Source organism: Mucilaginibacter lacusdianchii, from assembly GCF_009770985.1.
GTDB classification, from domain to species: Bacteria; Bacteroidota; Bacteroidia; order Sphingobacteriales; family Sphingobacteriaceae; genus Mucilaginibacter; species Mucilaginibacter lacusdianchii.
In genome coordinates this window covers 223,367-247,068 of the sequence record NZ_WSRW01000002.1, presented here as the reverse complement: position 1 = coordinate 247,068, position 23,702 = coordinate 223,367, and the positions used below count along the sequence as shown (strand labels likewise).

Here is a 23,702-nt window from a genome sequence, read left to right as displayed (position 1 = left end):
ATTTTAATGGATACAGTTTTTAAAGGGGAGCACCTATTGCCAGGGCATTTAGGACAGTTTTTTATTGTTCTATCATTTGGCACCGCGCTGCTTTCAACCATCAGTTACTTTTTTGCAACTACACAAACCAACAAGCTCGATAAATCCTGGCAATGGCTAGGCCGTATTGCTTTTTATATCAATACTACATCGGTTGTAGCTATAGGCTGCTGCCTGTTTTATATTATTTATAACAGTCTTTTTGAATTTCATTATGCTTGGGCGCACTCTTCGCGCAAGCTGCCGGTGTATTATATAATTTCCAGTTACTGGGAAGGGCAGGAGGGCAGTTTTTGGCTATGGACTTTCTGGCAAGCCGTATTAGGTAACATCTTGGTTTGGAAAGCTAAATCGTGGGAAAACGCGGTCATGACTGTAGTGATGTTATCGCAAACCCTGCTATCATCCATGCTGTTGGGCGTAGTAATTTTAGGTGAGCGCGTAGGTAGCTCGCCGTTTATTTTACTGCGTGAAGTAATACAAGCGCCAATTTTTAGTCGACCGGATTACCTGCAGTATATCAAAGATGGCAACGGGCTAAACCCTTTGCTGCAAAACTACTGGATGGTTATCCACCCGCCTACATTGTTTTTAGGTTTTGCATCAATGGTGGTACCGTTTGCTTATGCAGTAGCCGGCTTGTGGCAAAAACGCTATACCGAATGGGTTGCACCAGCTATATCTTACGGCTTGTTTGCTGTAGTGGTATTGGGCACTGGTATTATCATGGGCTCATTCTGGGCTTATGAGTCGTTAAATTTTGGTGGCTTTTGGGCTTGGGATCCGGTAGAGAATGCATCTATGATTCCGTGGCTAGTGCTTATAGCAGCAGTACACGTACTCATCGTTTTCAAAAATACCGGGCACTCTTATTTTACTGCCACCTTTCTTACTTTGTTAAGTTTTGTGCTGGTATTATATGCTTCGTTCTTAACCCGTAGCGGTATCCTGGGCGAAACTTCTGTGCATGCTTTTACCGATTTGGGTATGTTTTGGCACCTGGTAGCTGATGTGGTGATTTTCTTTGCCATTACCGTTTGGCTGCTGGTTTGGCGTCGCAAAGAAATGCCAATTACCAAAAAAGAAGAAGAGACTTATTCGCGTGAGTTTTGGATGTTTGTTGGAGCAGCCTTTTTAGGATTGTCATGCTTGCAACTGGTAGTGGTAACTTCCATACCTGTATGGAATGCCATGTTTAAAACACACATTGCACCGCCAACTAATCCGGTACAGTTATACAATGTTTTTCAGGCTGGTTTTGCGTTTATTATAACCTTGTTCTTGGGCTTTACCCAGTTCCTGAAATATAAAAAAACAGATACCACCCGTTTCTTTATCACCACAATTGTTTACCTGGTAGTATCAGCTATTATTACTGCTGCAATTGTGTTCCTGACAGGTATTTACAAATTGAAGTTTGTATTTATATTAGCGATGTTCGGTTCGGTTTATGGTGTATTGGCTAACGCAAAAATTTTGGCTGATTCCTTAAAAGGCAAGTATAAACTGGCCGGATCAGCCGTAGCTCATATTGGTTTTGCATTGCTGCTGGTAGGAGCTTTAATTGCTGCCGGTACCAGTAAAGTAGTATCGAACAACGAAAGCGGCGTTATACAGGTTCAAGGTTTTGATAAAGTAGCCGATGTGAAAGAAAACATTATGCTGTATAAATATCAGCCAGTAAATATGGGCGGATATAAAGTGACATATATAGGCGATTCTATAGTTGCACCTAATCATTATTTTGAAGTACAGTACCAAAAATTTGATGCAGCTGGCAAGTTAACTGAAAGCTTCATATTAACGCCCAATTCGCAGGCCAACGCTAAAATGGGACTGGTTTCGTCACCTGATACTAAGCACTATTTATTCCACGATTTATACACTCACGTATCTGCCGCACCTATTAAAGATGAAATGGAAGATGCCGGTGGCATGGGTGCTCAAGAGCATTCTGAAGCAAACGACGATAAGAAATACGACCCTGCGATTGTGCACGAAGTGAGCATTGGTGATACTATTCCATTCCGTGAAGGATACATGGTATTGCGTGGCTTAAATAAGGCCCCTAAAATCATGAACATTCCCATGGGCAACAATGATGTAATGTTGGGTGCTACACTCGAGATTGTATCACATGATCGCAAATATACTGCCGAGCCGGTGTTTATGATTAAAGACGGTAACGCCTTTGACTTTGCCAAAAAAGTAGATGATGCCGGTTTAAAAATTCGTTTTACAAAAGTCATCCCTGCTCAAAACAAATTTGAGATTACGGTATATCAACAACCAGAAAGCAAAAAGCCTTATATTGTAATGCGGGCTATCGAGTTCCCTTACATCAACTTTTTCTGGGCCGGAACCATCATTATGGTGATAGGTTTCGTAATGTCGATATTTAGAAGAAACAAAGAGTTAAGGGTTAGCTAATGCTTGACTTCCAAATTCATAAAGAGAACGTCAGGGATAACGGTTTTACAGTTATTCCTGACGTTTTTTCGTTTGAGGAGGTTGAGGCTTTGATAGCTCAAATAGAAGCGGTGGATACTTCTAAGGCTACGTTTCGAAAAACGGATGATCTGTTTGCCATTAGGCAATTTTTTAAAGAAGTACCAGAGATTGGGCCTTTGGTATTAACGCAAAAGCTGCAAGGCATCATAAACACGTTGTTTGGCGACGAATTTTTTGTGGTAAAATCCATCTATTTTGATAAGCCGGAAAAATCGAACTGGTTTGTAGCCTATCATCAGGATTTAACCATATCGGTTAATAAGAAAGCGGATGTTTCTGGTTTTGGTCCATGGACGGTTAAGCAAAACCAATTTGCCGTACAGCCTCCATTAACAATTTTGCAAGGTAACTTTACAGTGCGCATTCATTTGGATGATACAGACGAAACCAACGGAGCTTTAAAAGTAATTCCTCAATCTCATGCAAAAGGCATCTATCGGCCGGAAACTATAGATTGGAGCAAAGAAAAGGAAAAGGTATGTTCTGTATCAAAAGGCGGCATCATGATAATGCGTCCACTGTTATTACATGCATCTAACAGAACTGTCAGTGCTAAGCGCAGGCGAGTGATACATGTTGAATTTAGTAATGAAGAACTACCTAGACCGTTGTTGTGGTCTGAACGTAATAGATTATCATGAAAATTACCATTATAGGCTCTGGTAATGTAGCCACTCATATGGCGGCAGCGTTGAAAAATGCAGGTCATTATATTAAACAGGTTTATAGCCCTAACTATCAGAATGCATCTTTACTGGCCTACCATGTAAAGGCAGAGGCTATTGATAACTTGCAGCAATTGTCGTCGGATACTGATTTATTTATTATTAGCATAAAAGATGATGCCATTGAAGAAGTGGCTGGTGCAATAGCCGGATATCAAAAGCTAACTGTTCATACCTCAGGGGCAACTTCCATGCAAACCCTGTTGAATCACACACATAACGCTGGTGTGTTTTATCCGCTGCAAACATTTAGTAAAATCAGGGAGGTAAATTTCAGAACCGTGCCTTTATGCATTGAAGGGAGTGATGTTTCTATTACCGCTCAATTGAAAGAATTGGCGCAAACCATTAGCAATAATGTGTATGAGGTTAATTCCGAGCAGCGCCGTATATTACATCTGTCTGCTGTGTTCGCCTGCAATTTTCCCAACTATTTGTATTACACCGCGCAGAAATTACTGGCGCAGCATCAATTGGATTTTAATTTATTACGGCCGCTCATACTTGAAACTGCCGAAAAAGTACAACAGCAATTTCCGGCCGATGTGCAAACCGGACCGGCTATTCGCAATGATGTTAAAACCATGGACGCTCATTTGGCATTATTAAAAGATAATGCTGAGTTGAGCCGGATTTATGAAATGTTAAGTCAGGCAATCATCAAAATGGGAACCGACAAACCCAGCATTGCGTAAATTTATTACTTTTGCCAAAATGGACATTTTTAAAGTAAAAATCAACTTTGAGGAGGCAGGTCACGAAACGGTGGAGTTGCCGATAGCAGAAGGCGAGTCGGTGCTGGACGTTTGCATGGAAAACGGCATCGAATTGCAACACAACTGCGGCGGTGTATGCGGTTGCAGTACCTGCCATATCTACGTAAATAAGGGTATGGATAGCCTGCAGGAAATATCAGACAAGGAAGAGGATTTCATTGACCGTGCGGTAAATCCGCGCATCAATTCGCGCCTGGGCTGCCAGTGTGTAGTCATTGATGGCGATATTGAAGTTACCATCCCAGATCAGTCACAATTTTTAGGACATTAATATAGGTTGGTTGTCGGTTATGTGTTGTTAGTTGTCAGAATTTTCTGACGCTTACGAACTAAACCCGATAACTCAGTACAGATAACTCACAACACTTTATGAGCAACGATAAAAAATTTGCCTTACCTATTTACTGGAACGACTACGAGGATATTGCCATGGGCTTGTATGAAAAGTTTGGCGATGATTTTGATGAATCAAAAATTTACCGTATCCGTTTTACCGACTTGCTGGAATGGGTGCTAACCCTACCAGATTTTGCCGGTACACGTGAAGAAGCCAACGAAGGACACTTGGAGCAGATACAGTCGGCCTGGGTGTATGAATGGCGTGACAATCAATAATAAAGCATTGTCTTTATTATCTTATTCCTGTTAAACTTTAACCTTTTATAAAATCCAAAACCTTGTTTGATAAGTTTAAAGATATTACCACATTCATTTTTGATGTAGACGGTGTTTTGACCGATGGCTCTGTTTATGTGAACGAGCAGGGGGGGCAAACCCGTGCATTCAACATCAAAGATGGTTACGCTTTGCAGCTGGCTGTAAAGTTAGGATATAACGTTTGTGCCATATCGGGCAGCAGATCGAAAATTGCTATGCATCGTTTAAACAGCTTGGGTATACAGCACGTGTACTTGGGATGCAGCGACAAAACCGACACTTTTAAGGTATACATTAACGAGCGCGGCATAAGCCCCATGAACGTAATGTATATGGGCGATGATATACCCGATTTAGGTGTGATGAAACTGGTGGGATTGCCGGTATGCCCCGCCGATGCGGCAGAAGAAATTAAGGAAGTTAGTGAGTACATATCACCTTTGGGCGGTGGCCAGGGTGCGGCGCGTGATGTGATTGAAAAAACCCTTAAAATTCAAGGCAAATGGATGGGCGCCGAGGCTTACAGCTGGTAACCATTTGGCTGGTAGGCTAAGCAATATCAAACAACAGAATTTATGAACACTAATATTCCTCCAATTATTTTAGCTTCAAAATCGCCGCGCCGTCAGCAACTGCTGCAGCAAATGGATATTGATTTTGAAGTGGTGCTAAAAGAAGTAGATGAATCATATCCCGAAGGTTTAATACCTGAGGAAGTAGCTGTTTACATTGCTGAAAAAAAAGCCAAAGCTTACGACGGTACCTTAAGTGATGAAGCAGTGCTCACTGCAGACACCATTGTTTGTATTGACGACCTGATACTTGGTAAGCCAGAATCAGCCGAGCACGCGGTAGAAATGTTAAAGCTATTGTCTGGCCGGGTGCACAGGGTTGTAACCGGTGTATGCATTTTCTACAAGGGAGAGTACAATAAATTCTTCGATGTGTCAGAAGTTTTCTTCCGTAAGTTAACTGATGAGGAAATTACTACATATGTGCATAAATACCAGCCCTTAGACAAAGCCGGTGCATACGGCATACAGGAATGGGTTGGTGTAACCGGTATACAACGTATCAATGGATCTTATACCAATGTAGTTGGATTACCTACCGAGAAAGTATATCAGCAGCTGATGCGACTTAAAACTTTATAAAAATAGAAAGCCAGATAAATCGACATCAGGCTTTCTATTTTTTACCTTCTTCAGCGTCTGCAAGCCTAGCTTTTTCTTGCCTTGCTTACAGCAACTATAACACCAATCGCGGCAACTAACGCTCCACCCAACAAGGCATAGCGTTTTAGTTTTGCACCATGGATAACTGGTTTGTTTTCTACATAAGGCTTCTCCGGATAAGCGGTAGCAGATACTTTACCTTGCTCTTTTAAGGCCATTTGCAGCACTTGTGCAGTGTGCAGGGCATGCCGGTCCGTTCCTTGTTCAATCTGCTCCCGGCAACTGAAACCATCGGTAATGATAATGTCTTCTTTGGCAGCATTTCTAACGGCAGGTAACAGTACCCGCTCGCCAGCCGCTAAACCCACTTCATAATGCGAGCCTTCCTCATACCCAAAGTAGCCGGCCATGCCGCAACAGCCTGAATCTAGGTATTTGTAATCCAGCCCAGATTTGTTTAAAACCTCCGTATCAGAATGCGTTTTCATGATGGCCTTATGATGGCAGTGCACATGAACCAAAGCTTTTTTGCTCAGCTTGGGAATTATAAAGTCGGGCGCTTTTTTATCTAAAAACTCAGAAATGGTAAAAACTTGCTGCTTTAACAGACGGGCATCTACATCGTCAGGCAGCAAATTCACCAGTTCATCTCTGAATACAGCTACACAGCTCGGTTCTAATCCTACAATGGGTACACCCGCACGTATTTCCTCTCGTAGACTATTCAAAATGTCAACCAATAAGCGCTTAGCCGTTTTCAGCATACCGAAGTCATAAAGCGGACGACCACAGCATAAAATCTGTTTGGGAACCACAACTTCGAAACCAGCGGCTTCCAGTACGTCTTTGCCAGCCACCAGCGTTTCGGGCTTAAAGTAATTGTTGAAGGTATCGGCCCATAAAATTACTTTAGGCTTTGCCTGTGTTTGTAATTTGGACTGATTAAAGAACCAATCTCTAAAATTGTAATTGGCAAACTTTGGAATTGTTCTTTTAGGAGTAACACCAGCTATCTTTTTTGCCAGTTTGGATGTTACTGGGTTTTGGGTAAAAAAGTTTGCTACCTCGGGTGCCAACGACGCCAGCCGTGTCCACCAGTAAATCCAGCCAAAGGCGTAAGCCGAGCGGGGGCGAAGCTTCTTCTCATAATAGTGGGATAAGAATTCAGCTTTGTAAGTAGCCATATCTACGTTTACCGGGCAGTCGCTTTTACAACCTTTGCAAGCCAAGCACAAATCCAGTGCTTCTTTTACCTCATCGCTTTGCCAACCTTTTGTGATGACATCACCTTCCAGCATTTCAAACAATAAGTGAGCGCGGCCGCGGGTCGAGTGTTCTTCTTCACGGGTTACCATGTAGCTGGGGCACATGGTGCCGCCTTCATGCTTACGGCATTCGCCTACGCCTACGCAACGAAGCGTAGCATGTGCAAAGCTGCCATGATCTTCCGGAAAGCTAAAATGTGTTTTAACCTTCGGTGGATTATAACTGGGGCTGATACGAAGGTTGGCTGTTTGCCCATAAGGCTCAATTACCTTGCCCGGATTCATCTTGTACTCAGGATCCCAAATTTCTTTGAACTCGCGGAAGGCAACCATCAATTCCGGACCAAACATCATCTCCAATAAATCGGCACGCGACTGGCCATCGCCATGTTCGCCTGATAGTGAACCGCCATATTTTAGTACCAGTTTAGCTGCATCCACCGTAAAGCGGCGATACTTTTCAACGCCTTCATCCGTAGTAAAATCAAAATCCAGGCGGGTGTGCATACAGCCATCACCAAAGTGACCGTACAATGCACCGTCATACTCATATTCATCAGTAAGCTTTCTAAAATCTTTCAGGTATTCGCCAATATGCTCAGGCCGCACGGCCGCATCTTCCCAGCCCTCCCAGGTATCTTTCATACCCGGTATAAAGGCTGTAGCACCCAAGCCAGATTTTCTGATTTGCCAAAGTTTTTGTGATTGCACAGGATCGGTAAACAAGCTCATCTCCGGTGGATTTTCTTCCCGGCTTAGTATCTCCATCACCTCGCGTGCCTTGTTGTTGGCATCTTCCTGGCTATCGCCAGGGTATTCAACCATCAGCCAACCGCCGCCATTTGGCAACAAAGTAAGGTTTTCAATATGCAGGCCTTTGCGGTTCATAAATTCCAGCAATTTATGGTCGATGCCCTCCAATGCCATAGGCTTAGTGCCCAGTAACAGCATAGTGTGCCGGCCTGCATCGTATATGCTTGGATAGCCCAATACCAATAGCGAGCGGTTTTTAGGATTTGGAATAAGCTTTAGCGTGGCGTCTAAAATAGTTACACAAGTACCTTCGGTACCTACCAATGCCTTAGCTACGTTAAAGCCATTCTCGGGCAATAGCTCGTCTATATTATATCCTGATACCCGGCGTGGAATATTAGGGAACTTTTGGCGGATAAGATCCGCATACTTGTCGCGTATGTTTTTAAGGCCTTGGTAAATTTGACCGCGTCGTCCGCCTTCGCTGATGATCTGTTCCAACTCATCTTCACTCGTCGGGCCTACATCCAGTATCAAGCCATCATAAGTCATAACGGTGAGTCTTTCGGTACTGTCAGACGTGCGTGAACCCAGCCCGGCATTTTGCGCCATGATGGAGTGCGTACCGCACGAATTGTTGCCCAGCATACCGCCCAATGCGCAGCGGTTGTGTGTGGCCGGGTCGGGGCCAAAAGTAATGCCGTGTTGCTCAGCCTGTTTGCGTAAAACATCTAATACTACTCCCGGTTCAACTTTGGCCAGGCGTTTTTCGGCATTCACTTCCAAAACGGCATTAAAGTACTTGGTCATATCAATTACAACGGCAATATTGCAGCACTGGCCCGCTAAACTGGTGCCGCCGCCTCTCGACAATACCGGGGCTTTGTATTTATTGCAAATGGCTACCGTATTAATTACATCGTCGCGAGTTTTTGGAATAACTACGCCAATGGGCACTTGTCGATAATTGGAGCCATCGGTTGCATAAGCCGCTCGGCTGCCGCTATCAAACCTTACCTCGCCGCTAACCGCAGCACGTAATTCAATTTCAAGTAGTTTTGTATCTATCTGGGCCACCTGGGCCTGTACGTCTTCAACTTTCATGGTTTATAATTCAATATGGCAGTATTTGAACTGTAAGTAAATGCAAATTATAATTTAGGTTTGGTATTATACAATTTTAAAAAGGTATGCTTTTTAGAGAATCGCAATTTATAATCTTTAAAAATAAATGTTGATGAAGTTGCAGCCTTGTAACTTTTGTGTCGACAAGCACGCCATGCAGAACAATCATACAGATTAGGTTGTATATTAGATTGATGCTAGTAGATGCCAGTACTCCGGTGAGAGTGATAAAATTCAGATCAGAGACAGATGAGGTGGCCAATTTGCAAGATTCTGTTGCAACAGAAGAACCGCTGGAAATACGTTTATCCTATGACGATGGAAGCAGTAGGCAAGTACAAAACGTGGCTGTAACTATGCGAACGCCCGGCCATGATAATGAGCTGGCCGTTGGTTTCTTATATACCGAAGGCATCATTCAAAACGCTGCAGATGTTTTGTCGGCAGAACATTGCTTTATAGCCTGTTCCGAGAATAGGGAAAATGTAATCCAGGTTGACATGAGTGAAGGTATTATGCCGAATCTGCAAAAGTCTGAACGCAACTTTTATACCACCTCTAGTTGCGGCGTGTGTGGTAAATCGTCAATCAATGCCATTCGTACGGTGAGCAGTTATACTGATTTAGCGGACAGCGACTATGTTAGTGCCGATATTTTATATAGCTTGCCGGAAAAGTTATTGGCACACCAAGCTGTTTTTGCCAGCACAGGAGGTTTGCATGCATCAGCTTTATTTTCGCTATCAGGCGAATTATTGATAGTACGTGAGGATGTAGGGCGGCATAATGCTTTAGACAAATTAATTGGCGCATCATTGTTGATGAATGATTTGCCGCTTACTCAAAAATTATTGTTGTTGAGCGGGCGAATCAGTTTTGAACTGGTGCAAAAAGCCGCTATGGCCGGTATACGTATTATCGCCGCCATTGGGGCACCATCCAGTTTGGCTATACAACTAGCTCAAGAATTTAACATTACATTGGTTGGCTTTTTGCGCCAACAACGTTTAAATATATACAGTGCAGAACATCGCATTTCAATTTCCTAAATTATGAAACTACGTATCAAAGGCAATTCATTACGCTACCGTTTAACCCGCTCGGAAGTAGAGCAGTTTGCGCACGAAGGCGTATTGAAAGAAAAACTGGTGATAGGCGAGGAGCCGCTGGTTTATGTTTTACAACGTACCTCTGAAGAGTTCGTTAGAGCAACCTTGCATACTAATTTGATTACACTATTAGTGCCTGAAGCCATTGCCGACGAATGGACTAGTACCGATAAAGTTGGTTTTGACGCACAGGATGGTGATTTGTATCTGTTGGTGGAAAAAGATTTTACCTGCCTGGATAATGTAGACGAAGACCAAAGCGATAATTATCCCAACCCGTTAGCACAGAAGAAAGATGAGTGAGCGTACCGAACTGCCTAGTGCCGAAAATCCGGAAGGATTGTTGGATTTAAAAGTAACAGAGCCTAAAAAGTGGGCCGCTGGAATGCCTGCTGTAGGTGCAGCATTGGCCGACATATTTGAACAAACCGGTGCTACCCGTGGTGTAGGCGCTTTGTTCAAAATGAACCAAAAAACCGGCTTTGACTGTTCCAGTTGCGCCTGGCCCGATCCGGATGATGACCGGTCGCCGGTTGCGGAATATTGCGAAAATGGGGCAAAAGCATTGGCTGAAGAAGCAACGCTTAAAAAGTTGACCGGCGAATTTTTTGCTAAAAATTCGGTAGCAGAACTGGCGCATCAAACCGATATGGAAATTGGTAAACATGGTCGTATTGCACAACCGGTTTATCTGCCTCAAGGCGGTACGCATTACCAGCCCATTAGTTGGGAGGGGGCATTTGCCAAAATTGCCGAACACTTAAATGGCTTATCATCGCCAAATGAGGCGGCTTTTTATACCTCCGGCCGAACCAGTAACGAGGCATCCTTTGTATATCAGCTATTTGTGCGCGAGTTTGGCACTAATAATATGCCCGATTGCAGTAACATGTGCCATGAGTCGACCAGTATTGCGCTGGCCGAAGGAATTGGTATTGGCAAGGGCACGGTGACGTTAAACGATTTCTATGAGACAGACGTCATTATCATTATGGGCCAAAACCCAGGTACTAACCACCCACGAATGATGACAGCCTTAGAAAAGGCTAAGCAAAACGGTAGTAAAATCATCGCCATTAATCCGCTGAAGGAGGCTGGGTTAATGGGATTCAAAAACCCACAATCAGTAAAAGGCATATTGGGTCCCAGTACACAATTAGCCGATTTGTATCTGCAAATTAAAATCAATGGCGACATTGCTTTATTGCAAGCCATTGAACTGCTATTGTACCAGGCTGAACAGGAAACGCCCGGTCAGGTGTTCGATCATGACTTTATTAATGCCAAAACACATGATTATGAGCAGTTCATTGCTCACATAGCAAAAGGCAATTTGGAAGAGCTTGCTGCAGAAGCGGGTGTGTCAGTAGCGCAAGTACGCGAAGCCGCCGATATGCTGAAACATAAAAGTCGCATCATCATTTGCTGGGCCATGGGCATTACGCAGCATACCAATGGCGTAGCCACCATCCGCGAAATTTTAAATTTGGCTTTATTAAAAGGCGCTATTGGTAAACCTGGTGCTGGCTTGTGCCCGGTGCGCGGGCACAGTAATGTGCAGGGCAACCGGACCATGCTCATTTTTGATAAGCCCAAAGAGAGCCAAATGGACAAGCTTAAAGAAGTCTATGGGTTCGAGCCACCGTATGAGCATGGGTTGGATGTAGTGGAATCTATCAAAGCAATTCAAGACGGTAAGCTAAAAGTGTTGTTTGCAATGGGAGGTAATTTTCTGTCAGCCACACCAGATACCGTTTATACTGCCGAGGCGTTGCGCAAGCTCAAACTTTCGGTACATGTTTCTACCAAACTTAACCGTAGCCATCTCATCCATGGTGAAGAGGCGCTAATATTACCGGCATTAGCCCGTAGTGACAGAGATATCATAAACGGCGAATTGCAGATTGTGAGCTGCGAAAACTCGATGGGTGTTGTACAACAGTCAAAAGGCGTACTCGACCCGATATCTGACCAAATGATGAGTGAGAGCCTGATTGTGTGCAATTTGGCTAAAGCGGTACTGGGTAAACGTTCGGTAGTGAACTGGGATTTGTTTGCCTCTAATTACGATTATATCCGTAATGATATAGAAAAAGTGATTCCCGGGTTTAAGGACTACAACGAAAGAGTACGTAAACCCGGTGGTTTCTATCTGCCTAACCCGCCGCGGCATGGCATGTTTGAATTTAATGATACGCCTGGCAAAGTTCAATTCACCGTTTCAGAAACGCCTAAGCATCAATTGGCGGCAGACGAGTATATGTTAACCAGTATTCGCAGTCACGACCAATTTAATACTACCATATATGGAATGGAAGATCGTTATCGCGGCATACATAATGAGCGCCGGGTGTTGTTTATGAATGCAGGCGATATTGAAAAAGCTGGGTTCAAAGCCGGAGATAAAGTAGATTTATCAAGCCATTACAAAGGTGTGGAACGCAAGGCCAGATTGTTTGTGCTGGTATCTTATGATATTCCCGAACGCTGTGTAGCCGCTTACTATCCAGAAGCTAATGTGTTGTTTCCGATAGATAGCGTAGCCATAAAAAGTAATACACCAACCACAAAACTGGTGATGATTAAAATTCAGCCACACCCAGATCATCAATAAAAAAGAGCCACAACATATATGTTGTGGCTCTTTTTTTTGGTTAACCGTTAGTCTTTCTCGGCAATGTACCCATCATATGAGATAGCATCGCGGTTGGTGATAATCATTTGCAAAGTAGCGCTGCCTTGTGGTGAAATAGTAAATGTCATTTTGCGGTTGTAACCAGCATCTTGCGGTGTTATGGTAATAACAGTATTGCCTTTTTTGGTTGTTTTTACATCATAGCCAAACTTGGTTGAGGTAAATTTTACACCATTATCACTTGGATTGTAAGCAGGGGCAAATGTTGTGCGGCCAAAGTAAGGCAAATAAGCAATTACAGAGTCGGGCCTTACTCGTACATCATAATTATAGTTCAGGTAAACATGGCCGGAGCTACCGCTTACGTTGGGTGTAATGTTAATTAAACGTCCGTTTAATGTAGTAACGCCGCCACCCAGTGGGTTGGCATACTGTGCCTGAAATATAAAGCGTTTGCTGTCTATCAGTCTCTTAATATCGGCGGCTTTGGCTGCTTTACGGGCAACCTTGGTACTGTCTTGTGCAAAACCGCTTCCGTTAAAAAAAGCCACAGCTATCAACAGCGTTAGTATATATTTTATGCTTTTCATGTTTATAACTTGTTTTAATATCAAACGTATTTATCGCTCATGAATTATAATGCCAAACCACAGTAATTTGTTTAACTATCAATGTTTTATTCAATAAAAAAGCCGCCTTACATTTAGGCGGCTTTTTGTAGCAGAAGTGTATAGCTTATATTAAGTTAACGCTGCGATTTACAAACTCGGTAAGCTCGGCACCGGTTAATAAGCCTTGCGAAAGTAAAGCCAAATCAAACGCCTGTTTAGCCAGTTGTGATTGTGCAGCAGTATCGGTAGTTTCGATGATACGGCTAATCAATTTATGGTTGCCGTTAATCACTACTTTATAGTTATCGGGCAGGTTGCCATAAAAGCCCATGCCATTGCCACCCATGGCTGCCATATCTTTCATACGGCGCATAAATTCGTCCATGGTTACGGTTACCGGTAACTCATCCGGGCTTAAGCTTTCCAGTTCTACTTTAAAGCCTGGTTTAGTAATGGCACTTTCAAAAACCGATTTAACTTGTGTGCGTTGATCCTCGGTTAATACCGTTTCAGGCGCGTCGTCTTTTTTAATCAGTTTATCAGCCACATCAGCATCCACACGTTTAAGTGAGGTTTTCTCTAGCTTTTGCTCAAAATGGCTGATAAAGTGATTGTCAATAGGCGAGTTCATCAACAATACATCGTATCCTTTTTTATTAGCCGACTGGATAAACGCATCCTGTTTGGCCGGATCGTTGGTATATAAGTAAACCAATTGGCCGTCTTTATCTGTTTGTATTGGTTCAACTTTCTCTTTGTATTCGTTTAGTGTAAAGGTTTCTTTGTTGGTGTTGGTCAGCAAAGTAAAATCTTTAGCTTTTTCATAGAACTTGTCATCGCTGATAAAGCCATATTTAACAAACAAGCCAATGTCCGACCATTTTTCATCATAGGCTTTACGATCCGCTTTAAACAACTCGCTTAATTTATCAGCAACTTTTTTAGTGATGTAAGTGTTAATTTTTTTAACATTACTATCGGCCTGTAAAAAGCTACGAGACACGTTTAATGGAATATCCGGTGAATCGATAACGCCGTGTAACAGCATCAAAAATTCAGGAACAATGTCTTTTACCTCATCGGTAATAAATACCTGGCGAGAGAATAATTTGATTTTGTTACGCTGAAAATCGAAATCGTTCTTCACTTTTGGGAAGTACAGCACACCAGTCAGGTTGAATGGGTAATCTACATTCAAGTGAATCCAAAATAAAGGATCTTCTGAGAATGGATACAGCTCTTTATAGAAGTTCAAGTAATCCTCATCCTTCAGTTCAGACGGTGATTTGGTCCAGATAGGGTTGGTGTCGTTAATGATGTTATCAACTTCAACCGACTGGAATTTAGGTTTACCTTCTTCATCTTCGCCATCTGGCTCTTGTTCGGTTTTAGTACCAAACTTAATAGGAACCGGTAAAAATTTAGCGTACTTGTCTAAAATTTCCTGAAGCTTGTATTGACTTACAAATTCTTCAGACTCGCTGTTTACATATAAAATAATGTCGGTACCACGAGTGGTGCGGTTGCCCTCAGTAATTTCAAATTCAGTACTGCCGTCACAGATCCAACGAGCAGGCTCGGCGCCATCCTGATAAGATAAGGTCTGAATTTCTACCTTATCGGCTACCATGAAGGCAGAGTAGAAGCCTAAGCCGAAGCGACCAATAATTTCGTTGGCATCTTTAGCTTCCTTAAATTTTTCCATGAACTCTGTAGCTCCCGAAAAAGCAATCTGGTTAATGTACTTTTTGATCTCATCAGCTGTCATACCCAAGCCATTGTCGGATATGGTGATGGTTTTGGCAGTTTCGTCAAAAGATACTTCAACTTGTAACTTGCCTAATTCGCCGTTGTATTGGCCTAAAGATGAAAGGCGTTTAATTTTTTGCGTTGCGTCTACCGCGTTGGATACCAGCTCGCGCAAAAAAATCTCATTATCGGAATAAAGGAATTTCTTAATAATCGGGAAAATGTTTTCGGTGTGAATCGAAATCGTTCCTTTTTCTTGCATATGTGTTTAATTTAAGGATTAATGTTTAGTTGCTGAACCTAGTTTAACAAGCCCCGTTCCAAAGGTCAGTAGCTTGTCAAATTGTCAGTTAACAAAGTTGGTTGACGGTTATACCTACTTAACAAGGCTTCTGTAGCGCCACTGTTTCAGCATGGCAGACGGTTGTTTTACTTAAGAAAATTGCAAAATAAATGCAGTTCCTTTTCCTTCTACAGACTGTACCTGGATATTACCTTTATGCATCAGCATAATTTGCTTGCAAAGGCTTAAGCCAATTCCACTTCCTGTTTTACGGGTGCTAAAAAACGGAATGAAAATTTTCTCCTGTATTTCGGGCGGCATACCAACGCCATTATCGGCTATCTTTAAAATGGTTTTGTTGTTCGATTGTACTTCGGCCGATAGGGTAATTAGCGGCTGTTGCCGGTCTTTCACAGCCTCAATGGCGTTTACCAGCAGGTTAATCATCACTTGCTCAAGTAAATTTAAATCGGCTTCTATAGTTAAATTTATATCTTTCAAAATAATATCCAGCTCAATATTTTTTTTATCAAGAGTGGGTAGCATCAAAGTATTCAGGTTTTCAAATAAGTTGTAAACTGGTATCGTTTCAAGCTCCAGTTTGGTAATCTTGTTTAAACTGCGATAACTCTGCGTAAACTTAAGCAAACCATCGCTGCGGCGTTTAATCGTGTCAATGCCCAACTCTAAATCTTCCAGCTCGCTACTCACTACGCTATCAGCAATTTCGGGTTGTTGCAGTCGGCTTTTTAGGGTGTCGGCCAGTGATGAAATAGGCGCAACTGAATTCATAATTTCATGTGTCATTACATTAAGCAATTTTTGCCATGCGTTCGATTCCGACTCGTCCATGGCGTTGCTCACGTTTTGAAAAGCTATTAGTTTAAAAAGCTTACCCTCGTTGCGTATAAAGCTGGCCGTTAGCAATACTTTAATTTGCTGTAGGTTTTGTGTGATGGTTACTACTTTGCTACTGCCAGCTTTCAGGTTAGTTAATTCTGCATATAGTGATGGATCACGTGATTGGAGCGAGTGAATGCTGCGCAGGTAGGGGATCTCTAAAAGTTGCTTGCAGGCGTCGTTTATCCAGCCAGTGTCGCCGCTTTCTTGCTCATAAGATAATATGCCGGTTCCTACCAGTTCCAGGATATTTTGCAGATAATGATATTGCGTTTCGCGCTCTCGCCTGATGGTTTGATAGGTTTCATTTATTTCATTGAAGCCGGCACGTAGCTCTTGTATGCTGGCCGGTGCAGTCTTAACGGCATAATGGCGGGAAAAATCACGGTAATGAACGGCTTCTGCAAATTCATGAACTTCTTGCTGTACTTTATTTAAATATCGAATAAGTTTTGCAATAACGTAGATAGCTATTGGCACCAACACCAGGTCATAAGCGTACTGATGCTTTAATGTAAAATAACTTAGCGCAAACAACAAGGCCGATAATATCAGCACTTGTAAGATAAGTTGCCACTTATATCGTTTAAATATCATACTTGTTCAATCGGCGGTACAAGGCGGTACGGGTAAGGCCAAGTTCTTTAGCGGCTCGCGTAATATTGCCGCCATGCTTTTCAATAACTTTTAAAATGGCGTTCTTTTCCATAGTACTTAAAGGTACATTGTCTAAAGCCGGAACAGCTTCATCAACACTTTTCTCAAGCGACGAGAATAGCAAATCATCTGCTCCTAATACGCTGTTGTCAGCCATTATTACTGCGCGTTCTATGGTGTACTGCAGCTCGCGTACATTGCCCGGAAAGCTGTACTGCCTCAGCTTTTGAACGGCAGACGTGTCAAAGTCCACGGCCGACTTCATGTATTTTGTAGCATATACTTTAGCAAAGTGCCGGGCCAGCAATACAATATCGTTACTGCGTCTGCGCAGTGGTGGCATGGTAATTTCAACCGTGTTAATCCGGTAAATCAAATCTTTACGAAAACGGTTTTCATTGGCCAGTTCCATTAGCGGAACGTTGGTGGCACAAATCAGGCGTATATCTACATCAACAGGCTTGTTGGTACCTAATCGGGTAACCTGGCGGTTTTGCAATACAGTAAGCAGTTTAGCCTGTTGTTGTAACGTGATGTTACCAATTTCATCCAAAAATAAAGTGCCGCCGTGTGCCTCTTCAATTCGGCCAACGCGATCTTCACGCGCATCGGTAAAAGCACCCTTTTTGTGTCCAAACAATTCGCTTTCAAATAACGAATCGGTAAGAGCGCCCACATCCACCTTAACAAAAGGCTTGTTGGCACGTAACGAACGCTCGTGGATAGCTTTAGCCATTAAATCTTTACCGGTACCGTTCTCGCCTAAAATTAAAATATTGGCATCGGTGGGGGCAATTTTATTCACTTTGTAAAAAATGTCCTGCATTACCTCAGCTTCGCCTAAAATGGCAGTGTTGCCAGCATTGCTTTTTACAGTTACTTTAGGTTGTTTTGGTCCTTCTTGCTTATCCAGCAAATCACGAATGGTTTCAATAAGCTTTTCATTATGCCAGGGTTTTACAATGAAATCATGAGCACCTTCTTTTAACGAGCGCACTGCTAAATCGATATGACCATACGCAGTAATCATAATTACGCAAATGTTGGGTTTCCATTCTTTAATTTTGCGCAGCCAGTATATACCCTCGTTGCCGGTATTAATGGCACTATTAAAGTTCATATCCAACATTACCAAATCAACCTGATTGCGGTTTAAAAGGGAATTAATATTCTCCGGATTTTTTTCGGTGATGATCTCCCGTACCTCTGTTTTAAGCAGCAGTTTTACGGCCGTCAATACATCAGTGTCGTCATCAACAACCAGCACAGTTGCTTTTTTTAATATCATTGGATCTGCTGTGAAAGGTTATATTAAATATACAATTACTAAAATTATAAAAAACGCTGCTTATAACCAACATTTCGTCAGTTAGCACTTTGCCCAAAACTAGCAATTTGCCAGCCATAGCGGTAAGTGTTTGTATTCCATATAATTGAAATGATAAGTGCTTATTTATATTGTATCATAACCGTACAGTTGTTGTAATACAAGCGTACGGCTAATATTATATGTGTTGTATAATTTGCTGATAATTAATTATTTATGTTGTGGCATAAGCTTTATATATCCTTTAGCAAATAGTTTTAAACGTGGATAGAATTATACAACAAAAGAAATGGAATAGCAAACGGCTGATGACTATAGGCGGTGTGGCAGCCGTGGTAGCGTTGGTGGCGGGCAGCGTATATTTCACATCAGGCAAAAGCAAATTAAATGTAGACGTTGAACGCATTACCATTAGCGATGTTAAAAAAGGAGCCTTTCAAGAGTTTATCCCTGTAAACGGAACTGTATTACCCATTACTACCATTTATTTAGATGCTGTAGAAGGTGGCCGGGTAGAGAAGTTGTTTGTGGAAGATGGCGCTACCATGAAAAAAGGCGATCCTATACTGAAGCTATCGAACACAGATTTAGAGCTGAACTTGGCCAATCAGGAAACTGCCGTATTTAACGTGCTTACACAAATGCAAATATCGCATGATAACGCCCGCCAAAATACCATCAGCAAATTAAACCAAATGGCCGAGGTAGAGAGCACCTTAAAAGAAGCCGAGAGGATTTATAAGCTAGATAAGCGTTTGTATGAGCAAAAGGCCATTGGTTTGCAAGAGTATCAGAAAGCCGAAAACGATTACCAGTATGCTATGCGCCGTAAACGTTTAACCAGCCAGATACTTAACCAAGATTCTACTTCAACGCAGCAACAAAATGCCCAGTCGAAAGAATCATACGCTCATATGAAAGGTACGCTGGATTTGATGCGCAAAAAAGTAGGCGATTTGGTAGTGCGCGCGCCGGTTGACGGTCAGTTAACGTCGATGGATGCCGAGATTGGTCAGAACAAAAATAAAGGCGAACGTTTGGGACAGATTGACGTGTTATCGGGTTTTAAAATTCGGGCCGATATAGACGAACATTACATTACACGCGTATTTAACGGTTTGATGGGCGATTTTACTTTGGGTGATAAAACATACAAACTGAAAATAAAAAAGGTGTATACTCAAGTAACAAACGGCCGCTTTCAGGTTGATATGCAGTTTGACGGACCTATGCCTAAAGACATCCGACGAGGACAGAGCCTGCAAATAAGGTTGGCACTAAGCGACGAAACGCAAGCGGTATTGGTGCCAAAAGGCGGCTTTTATCAGCAAACTGGCGGCAATTGGATTTTTAAACTAAGCGATGACGGCAAAATGGCTTATCGTGTGGATGTGCAACTGGGCCGCCAAAATCCTGAATATTATGAGGTGATGCAAGGTTTAAAACCCGGCGACCGAGTAGTAACGTCAAGTTATGATAATTACGCAGATATGCAGGAACTGGTGTTAAAGCAGTAGTTAAATAAGGTTCAATTTCGCCATTTCAATATACAATTACTAATCACAATTAAGCATAAAACCCTTGAACATGGGGTGGGGAGGCATATGATACAAATAACTAATCTCGAAAAATTTTACCGTACCGAAGAGGTAGAAACAGTTGCCTTAAATAAATTAAACCTCGAAATAAAAACCGGCGAGTTTGTGGCCATCATGGGGCCGTCCGGCTGCGGCAAATCTACTTTGCTGAACATATTGGGTTTATTAGATGACCCCGACGCTGGTAGCTATCTTTTTAACGGCACTGAAGTAGCGCATTTCAATGAACGCAAACGTGCCGATTTACGCAAGCATAACATTGGGTTTGTGTTTCAAAGTTTTAATTTGATAGACGAACTAACCGTGTTTGAAAATGTAGAACTTCCGCTAATTTACACAGGTGTAAGTGCTGTGGAACGTAAGACGAGGGTAGAAGAGGTGCTCACCAAAATGCAGATTATGCATCGGCGTAACCATTACCCACAGCAATTATCGGGCGGACAGCAGCAGCGTGTGGCAATTGCACGGGCGGTGGTAAATAAACCAAAACTGATATTAGCAGATGAGCCCACCGGTAACCTTGACAGCAGTAACGGTAATGAAGTGATGGAACTGCTAACCGACCTGAATGAACAAGGAACCACCATCATTATGGTAACACACTCCGAGCATGATGCACGCTACAGCCATCGCATTGTGCGCCTTTTAGACGGGCAAACCGTAATGGAAAATATTATGATGTAATTATATACATCACTATTATCAGAACCTAACCCATTATCATAACTGCAACAGGCCTGTGCAATTTGGCACAGGCCCAAATACCAGCTCTGGCAAAACATGATTGCTATTTAAATCACAGATTATAATGAAAAATTTCATCACCATCATATTGCTATCAGGTTTGGTTTATACCACCCAGGCCCAACAAAAAGTTCATCAAAATCTGCATAAAAGCGTACATGATAACGGCACCACTATGCAAGTAAATATTAGCGGTACCACGGGTAAAAAATCGGTATATTATAACCAAAGCTATAACATCAAAGGCTGGACCCAATCGCAAAAAGATGCACTGCTTAAGCGGATTGCCGACTCGCTTCAGATACAAGATCCGCCACCGCCGCCTCAGCCACCCGTTCCGCCAACCCGTCCAGGTGTTAACGCTGAGGCTAAAAACGCACATATTAACTCCAGCATAAATGATGATGGAGCGGTAATGAGCCTGGACTTTAGCGGTACAAGTAAAAATAAGACGTTTAGTTATAGCCGAACTTTCAACGTGAAAGGCATGAGTAAACAACAAAAGGCCGCGCTGATTAAGCATGTTACCGATTCATTAGGTATCAGCGAGCAAGTAAAAATCAGCGGACAGTAATTTATTAAAATAAATCTCGTACTTCCTTACAAGAGGACAAGCATAAAGTTTATGTTCAAAAATTATCTTAAAACCGCTTGGCGGAATTTGTGGAAAGGCAAAGTGTTTAACGCCATGAACGTGGTAGGTTTATCGGTAGCTGTTGCCTGCTGTATCTTACTCTTCCTGACGGTTTACTATGAATTCTCTTACGATCGGTTTCATACTAACTTATCCAATCTATACCAGGTATATGCCGTATCTCACCGGCCAAATGGCGATGAACCTTCTACATCTATGCCTGTTCCGCTAACTCCGGCTTTAAAAGCGGAGTATCAGGACGTGAAGTTTGCCAGTCGCTCGGCCAACAGCGGTGCAATAGTTAGATACGGAGATAAAGAGCTGGACAAAGATATTCATTATGTAGATGAAGATTTTTTGAAGATGTACAGCTTTCCACTTGTACAAGGCAATGCTAACACGGCTTTGTCTGGTATCAACAATGTGGTCATTAGTGAAAATGCAGCTGAGTCCTTATTTGGTAAGCAAAATCCAATCAATAAAACTATTCAAATCAACTTAGATAATAAGCCAACCAGCTTTTTGGTAACAGGTATAGCTAAAACTGCCCCAGATAATTCAAGCATCCAGTTTGATATATTAATGCGCTTTGAACATTATGAGACCTACCAGCGCGACCTCGATCATTGGGATAATGCTACGCATTTGGTATATGTGCAAATGAAGGAAGGTTTTGATCCATCAACCTTTACCAAACGGTTGCAGCCGTTTGTAAAAAAGCATTTCGCCCAAAATATTGATCTTTTGAAAAGGGATGGTGCCAAACCAGATGCTGAAGGAAATATATACTCGCTTAAGCTTACCAATTTTGCCAACAACCATTTTAACGTAAACATGGGCGGGGTAGAAGGTAGTCCGATAAGCAAAATTTATGTTATAAGCCTGGCAGCCATCGGGTTATTTATATTGGTCATCGCCTGTATTAATTTTATTAATTTATCAGTAGCTCGTGCATTCACCCGCGCGCGCGAGGTTGGCGTTCGCAAAACGCTAGGAGCCGGTAAATGGCAGCTACTTGTACAGTTTTGGATGGAAACGGTTATGGTGTGTTTTGCTGCAACTGTGTTGGGAACCCTTTTAGCAGCTGTAGCTATGCCACAGTTTAAAGCCATTTTCAAAAGCCAGGTAAGCATGGGAATGCTACTGCAACCCACACAATTAATCGGTGCATTATTGCTTTTCATTATCATCACTGTTATAGCCGGCTTTTATCCCGCTTTGATAATGATGCGCTATAAAACCGTGAGTGTGCTTAAAGGTGCTGTTTTAAATAATAAACCGGGTAAGCTGCGCAATACTTTGCTGGTAGTGCAATTTTCTTTATCAACGCTGCTTATTATATGTACCATCGTTACCTGGCAGCAAATTCAGTTTCTGCAAAATAAGCCGCTGGGATTTAACAAAACGGAAGTGCTGAGTATACCCACCGGACACAACGAAATTGGTTTGAACGTGCTTAGCCTAATGCGTAACAAATTAAGCGACAACCCTGACGTGGTATCGGTAACAGGCGCTTACATGAATTTTGGCCGTGGCACAGATGGGTCTATGCGTACATCCATTCAAGGTTTTAACTACAAAGACACAGAGGTGCGCACCCACATTGAAAGGGTAGATTACGAATATTTGAAAACACTGGATATCAAATTACTGGAAGGACGTGATTTTTCGAGAGCGTATGCCGGAGATACAACAGCAGTGGTAATTAATGAGGCTATGGCTACTCAACTAGGCGGTAAAAATTTGGTTGGAACGTATTTGCCGATGTATGATAACGGAGAAAAGACGCAGATTATCGGCATTGTGAAAAATTACAACTTCCGCTCCCTGCATGAGGATATTGCGCCGTTAACGCTAACCATGAATAAAGAATATTCCATTAACTACATTTATGTAAAGGTAAAACCAGGCAGCTTGATACAGGCTTATGATCGTATTAAACAAAGTTGGCATGCTCTTTTACCTAACACTGAATTTCAGGGTTCATGGCTCAACGAAAATACTGAGCGGCAGTACCGCGCCGAAAAGCGCCTGTCTGGTATTTTTGTAAGCGGTGCGGTCATCGCCATCATTATTTCGTGCATTGGCTTGCTGGCCATCTCAATCATGATTGTTATGCAACGTAACAAAGAAATTGGAATCCGCAAAGTTTTGGGCGCTAGCGTACCTCGTATTGTGATGATGCTTTCAAGCGATTTTGTGAAGCTGGTGTTGCTTGCTGCGGTAATTGCTTTTCCAATTGCATGGTGGCTGATGCATAACTGGTTGCAAAGCTTTGCCTATCGTGTGGTTTTGCATTGGTGGGTATTTGCTGCAGCGGCGTTGTTGGCTATGTTGGTCGCCTTTGTTACTATCAGTTTTCAATCTATTAAGGCGGCAGTATCAAATCCAATCAAAAGCTTACGAAGCGAGTAAGCGGTATATCAATC

The 23,702-nt window shown here is 42.4% G+C and carries 19 protein-coding genes; 14 read left to right on the top strand and 5 right to left on the bottom strand.

What is annotated here, in order from left to right:
- Positions 1-6: 6 nt before the first annotated feature.
- From ccsA to GPM24_RS08040, 7 genes are all read left to right on the top strand, one after another.
- Positions 7-2,469 (top strand): cytochrome c biogenesis protein CcsA, encoded by a 2,463-nt coding sequence (gene ccsA / locus GPM24_RS08070; RefSeq protein WP_158826256.1) that lies wholly within the window; start codon positions 7-9, stop codon positions 2,467-2,469.
- Entirely contained in the window at positions 2,469-3,191 is a 723-nt protein-coding gene (locus GPM24_RS08065; protein WP_158826255.1) for a phytanoyl-CoA dioxygenase family protein, read from the top strand. The genes ccsA and GPM24_RS08065 overlap by 1 nt, the downstream gene beginning before the upstream one ends.
- Entirely contained in the window at positions 3,188-3,970 is a 783-nt protein-coding gene (locus tag GPM24_RS08060; protein WP_158826254.1) for a Rossmann-like and DUF2520 domain-containing protein, read from the top strand. The genes GPM24_RS08065 and GPM24_RS08060 overlap by 4 nt, the downstream gene beginning before the upstream one ends.
- A gap of 19 nt (positions 3,971-3,989) precedes the next feature.
- Complete coding sequence (locus GPM24_RS08055; RefSeq protein WP_158826253.1) at positions 3,990-4,322, top strand: 2Fe-2S iron-sulfur cluster-binding protein; 333 nt, start codon at positions 3,990-3,992, stop codon at positions 4,320-4,322.
- A 98-nt stretch (positions 4,323-4,420) separates the two neighbouring features.
- Positions 4,421-4,666, top strand: a complete 246-nt coding sequence (iscX, locus tag GPM24_RS08050) for a Fe-S cluster assembly protein IscX (RefSeq protein WP_158826252.1) — start codon at positions 4,421-4,423, stop codon at positions 4,664-4,666.
- Positions 4,667-4,728: 62 nt separating this feature from the next.
- Positions 4,729-5,241 (top strand): KdsC family phosphatase, encoded by a 513-nt coding sequence (locus GPM24_RS08045; protein WP_158826251.1) that lies wholly within the window; start codon positions 4,729-4,731, stop codon positions 5,239-5,241.
- A gap of 42 nt (positions 5,242-5,283) precedes the next feature.
- Positions 5,284-5,862, top strand: a complete 579-nt coding sequence (locus GPM24_RS08040) for a Maf family protein (RefSeq protein WP_158826250.1) — start codon at positions 5,284-5,286, stop codon at positions 5,860-5,862.
- 65 nt (positions 5,863-5,927) lie between these two features.
- Here the strand turns inward: GPM24_RS08040 and GPM24_RS08035 are convergent, their stop codons facing one another.
- A complete protein-coding gene (locus tag GPM24_RS08035; protein WP_158826249.1) occupies positions 5,928-9,005 on the bottom strand; it encodes an FAD-binding and (Fe-S)-binding domain-containing protein in 3,078 nt (1,025 codons plus the stop codon).
- Positions 9,006-9,220: 215 nt separating this feature from the next.
- On the opposite strand from GPM24_RS08035, the gene fdhD reads away from it, so the two are divergent.
- From fdhD to GPM24_RS08020, 3 genes are read left to right on the top strand one after another with little or no spacing between them, the layout of a single operon-like run.
- On the top strand, positions 9,221-10,075 hold the full coding sequence (fdhD, locus tag GPM24_RS08030) for a formate dehydrogenase accessory sulfurtransferase FdhD (protein ID WP_158826248.1): 855 nt from the start codon (positions 9,221-9,223) through the stop codon (positions 10,073-10,075).
- A gap of 3 nt (positions 10,076-10,078) precedes the next feature.
- Positions 10,079-10,438 (top strand): DUF7009 family protein, encoded by a 360-nt coding sequence (locus GPM24_RS08025; protein WP_158826247.1) that lies wholly within the window; start codon positions 10,079-10,081, stop codon positions 10,436-10,438.
- Positions 10,431-12,749 (top strand): FdhF/YdeP family oxidoreductase, encoded by a 2,319-nt coding sequence (locus tag GPM24_RS08020; protein WP_158826246.1) that lies wholly within the window; start codon positions 10,431-10,433, stop codon positions 12,747-12,749. Before GPM24_RS08025 ends, GPM24_RS08020 begins: the two co-directional genes overlap by 8 nt.
- Positions 12,750-12,796: 47 nt before the next feature.
- On the opposite strand, the gene GPM24_RS08015 is transcribed toward GPM24_RS08020, so the two are convergent.
- The 4 genes from GPM24_RS08015 to GPM24_RS08000 form a co-directional block, all read right to left on the bottom strand.
- Positions 12,797-13,360, bottom strand: a complete 564-nt coding sequence (locus GPM24_RS08015; protein WP_158826245.1) for a DUF4251 domain-containing protein — start codon at positions 13,358-13,360, stop codon at positions 12,797-12,799.
- Positions 13,361-13,505: 145 nt separating this feature from the next.
- A complete protein-coding gene (gene htpG, locus GPM24_RS08010; protein WP_158826244.1) occupies positions 13,506-15,392 on the bottom strand; it encodes a molecular chaperone HtpG in 1,887 nt (628 codons plus the stop codon).
- A 171-nt stretch (positions 15,393-15,563) separates the two neighbouring features.
- Positions 15,564-16,910: a sensor histidine kinase gene (locus GPM24_RS08005; RefSeq protein WP_158826243.1), complete on the bottom strand. Its 1,347-nt coding sequence runs from the start codon at positions 16,908-16,910 to the stop codon at positions 15,564-15,566.
- Positions 16,900-18,258, bottom strand: a complete 1,359-nt coding sequence (locus GPM24_RS08000; RefSeq protein WP_158826242.1) for a sigma-54-dependent transcriptional regulator — start codon at positions 18,256-18,258, stop codon at positions 16,900-16,902. The genes GPM24_RS08005 and GPM24_RS08000 overlap by 11 nt, the downstream gene beginning before the upstream one ends.
- 302 nt (positions 18,259-18,560) lie before the next feature.
- On the opposite strand from GPM24_RS08000, the gene GPM24_RS07995 reads away from it, so the two are divergent.
- The 4 genes from GPM24_RS07995 to GPM24_RS07980 all read left to right on the top strand — a co-directional run bounded on the left by GPM24_RS07995 (position 18,561) and on the right by GPM24_RS07980 (position 23,688).
- Positions 18,561-19,814: an efflux RND transporter periplasmic adaptor subunit gene (locus tag GPM24_RS07995; RefSeq protein ID WP_158826241.1), complete on the top strand. Its 1,254-nt coding sequence runs from the start codon at positions 18,561-18,563 to the stop codon at positions 19,812-19,814.
- A gap of 87 nt (positions 19,815-19,901) precedes the next feature.
- Positions 19,902-20,579 (top strand): ABC transporter ATP-binding protein, encoded by a 678-nt coding sequence (locus tag GPM24_RS07990; RefSeq protein WP_158826240.1) that lies wholly within the window; start codon positions 19,902-19,904, stop codon positions 20,577-20,579.
- A gap of 124 nt (positions 20,580-20,703) precedes the next feature.
- Positions 20,704-21,213 (top strand): hypothetical protein, encoded by a 510-nt coding sequence (locus GPM24_RS07985; protein WP_158826239.1) that lies wholly within the window; start codon positions 20,704-20,706, stop codon positions 21,211-21,213.
- A 51-nt stretch (positions 21,214-21,264) separates the two neighbouring features.
- Positions 21,265-23,688: an ABC transporter permease gene (locus GPM24_RS07980; protein ID WP_158826238.1), complete on the top strand. Its 2,424-nt coding sequence runs from the start codon at positions 21,265-21,267 to the stop codon at positions 23,686-23,688.
- Positions 23,689-23,702 lie beyond the last annotated feature (14 nt).

What these genes read in the sequence shown, in the direction of transcription:
- GPM24_RS07990 (WP_158826240.1), top strand. Translation starts at nt 19,902, where the DNA reads ATGATACAAATAACTAATCTCGAAAAATTTTACCGTACCGAAGAGGTA.
- htpG (WP_158826244.1), bottom strand. Translation starts at nt 15,392, where the DNA reads ATGCAAGAAAAAGGAACGATTTCGATTCACACCGAAAACATTTTCCCG.
- fdhD (WP_158826248.1), top strand. Translation starts at nt 9,221, where the DNA reads ATGCTAGTAGATGCCAGTACTCCGGTGAGAGTGATAAAATTCAGATCA.
- GPM24_RS07980 (WP_158826238.1), top strand. Translation starts at nt 21,265, where the DNA reads ATGTTCAAAAATTATCTTAAAACCGCTTGGCGGAATTTGTGGAAAGGC.
- GPM24_RS08065 (WP_158826255.1), top strand. Translation starts at nt 2,469, where the DNA reads ATGCTTGACTTCCAAATTCATAAAGAGAACGTCAGGGATAACGGTTTT.
- GPM24_RS08015 (WP_158826245.1), bottom strand. Translation starts at nt 13,360, where the DNA reads ATGAAAAGCATAAAATATATACTAACGCTGTTGATAGCTGTGGCTTTT.
- GPM24_RS08060 (WP_158826254.1), top strand. Translation starts at nt 3,188, where the DNA reads ATGAAAATTACCATTATAGGCTCTGGTAATGTAGCCACTCATATGGCG.
- GPM24_RS08035 (WP_158826249.1), bottom strand. Translation starts at nt 9,005, where the DNA reads ATGAAAGTTGAAGACGTACAGGCCCAGGTGGCCCAGATAGATACAAAA.
- GPM24_RS08000 (WP_158826242.1), bottom strand. Translation starts at nt 18,258, where the DNA reads ATGATATTAAAAAAAGCAACTGTGCTGGTTGTTGATGACGACACTGAT.
- GPM24_RS08025 (WP_158826247.1), top strand. Translation starts at nt 10,079, where the DNA reads ATGAAACTACGTATCAAAGGCAATTCATTACGCTACCGTTTAACCCGC.
- GPM24_RS08020 (WP_158826246.1), top strand. Translation starts at nt 10,431, where the DNA reads ATGAGTGAGCGTACCGAACTGCCTAGTGCCGAAAATCCGGAAGGATTG.
- GPM24_RS08055 (WP_158826253.1), top strand. Translation starts at nt 3,990, where the DNA reads ATGGACATTTTTAAAGTAAAAATCAACTTTGAGGAGGCAGGTCACGAA.
- GPM24_RS08005 (WP_158826243.1), bottom strand. Translation starts at nt 16,910, where the DNA reads ATGATATTTAAACGATATAAGTGGCAACTTATCTTACAAGTGCTGATA.
- GPM24_RS07985 (WP_158826239.1), top strand. Translation starts at nt 20,704, where the DNA reads ATGAAAAATTTCATCACCATCATATTGCTATCAGGTTTGGTTTATACC.
- iscX (WP_158826252.1), top strand. Translation starts at nt 4,421, where the DNA reads ATGAGCAACGATAAAAAATTTGCCTTACCTATTTACTGGAACGACTAC.
- GPM24_RS08040 (WP_158826250.1), top strand. Translation starts at nt 5,284, where the DNA reads ATGAACACTAATATTCCTCCAATTATTTTAGCTTCAAAATCGCCGCGC.
- ccsA (WP_158826256.1), top strand. Translation starts at nt 7, where the DNA reads ATGGATACAGTTTTTAAAGGGGAGCACCTATTGCCAGGGCATTTAGGA.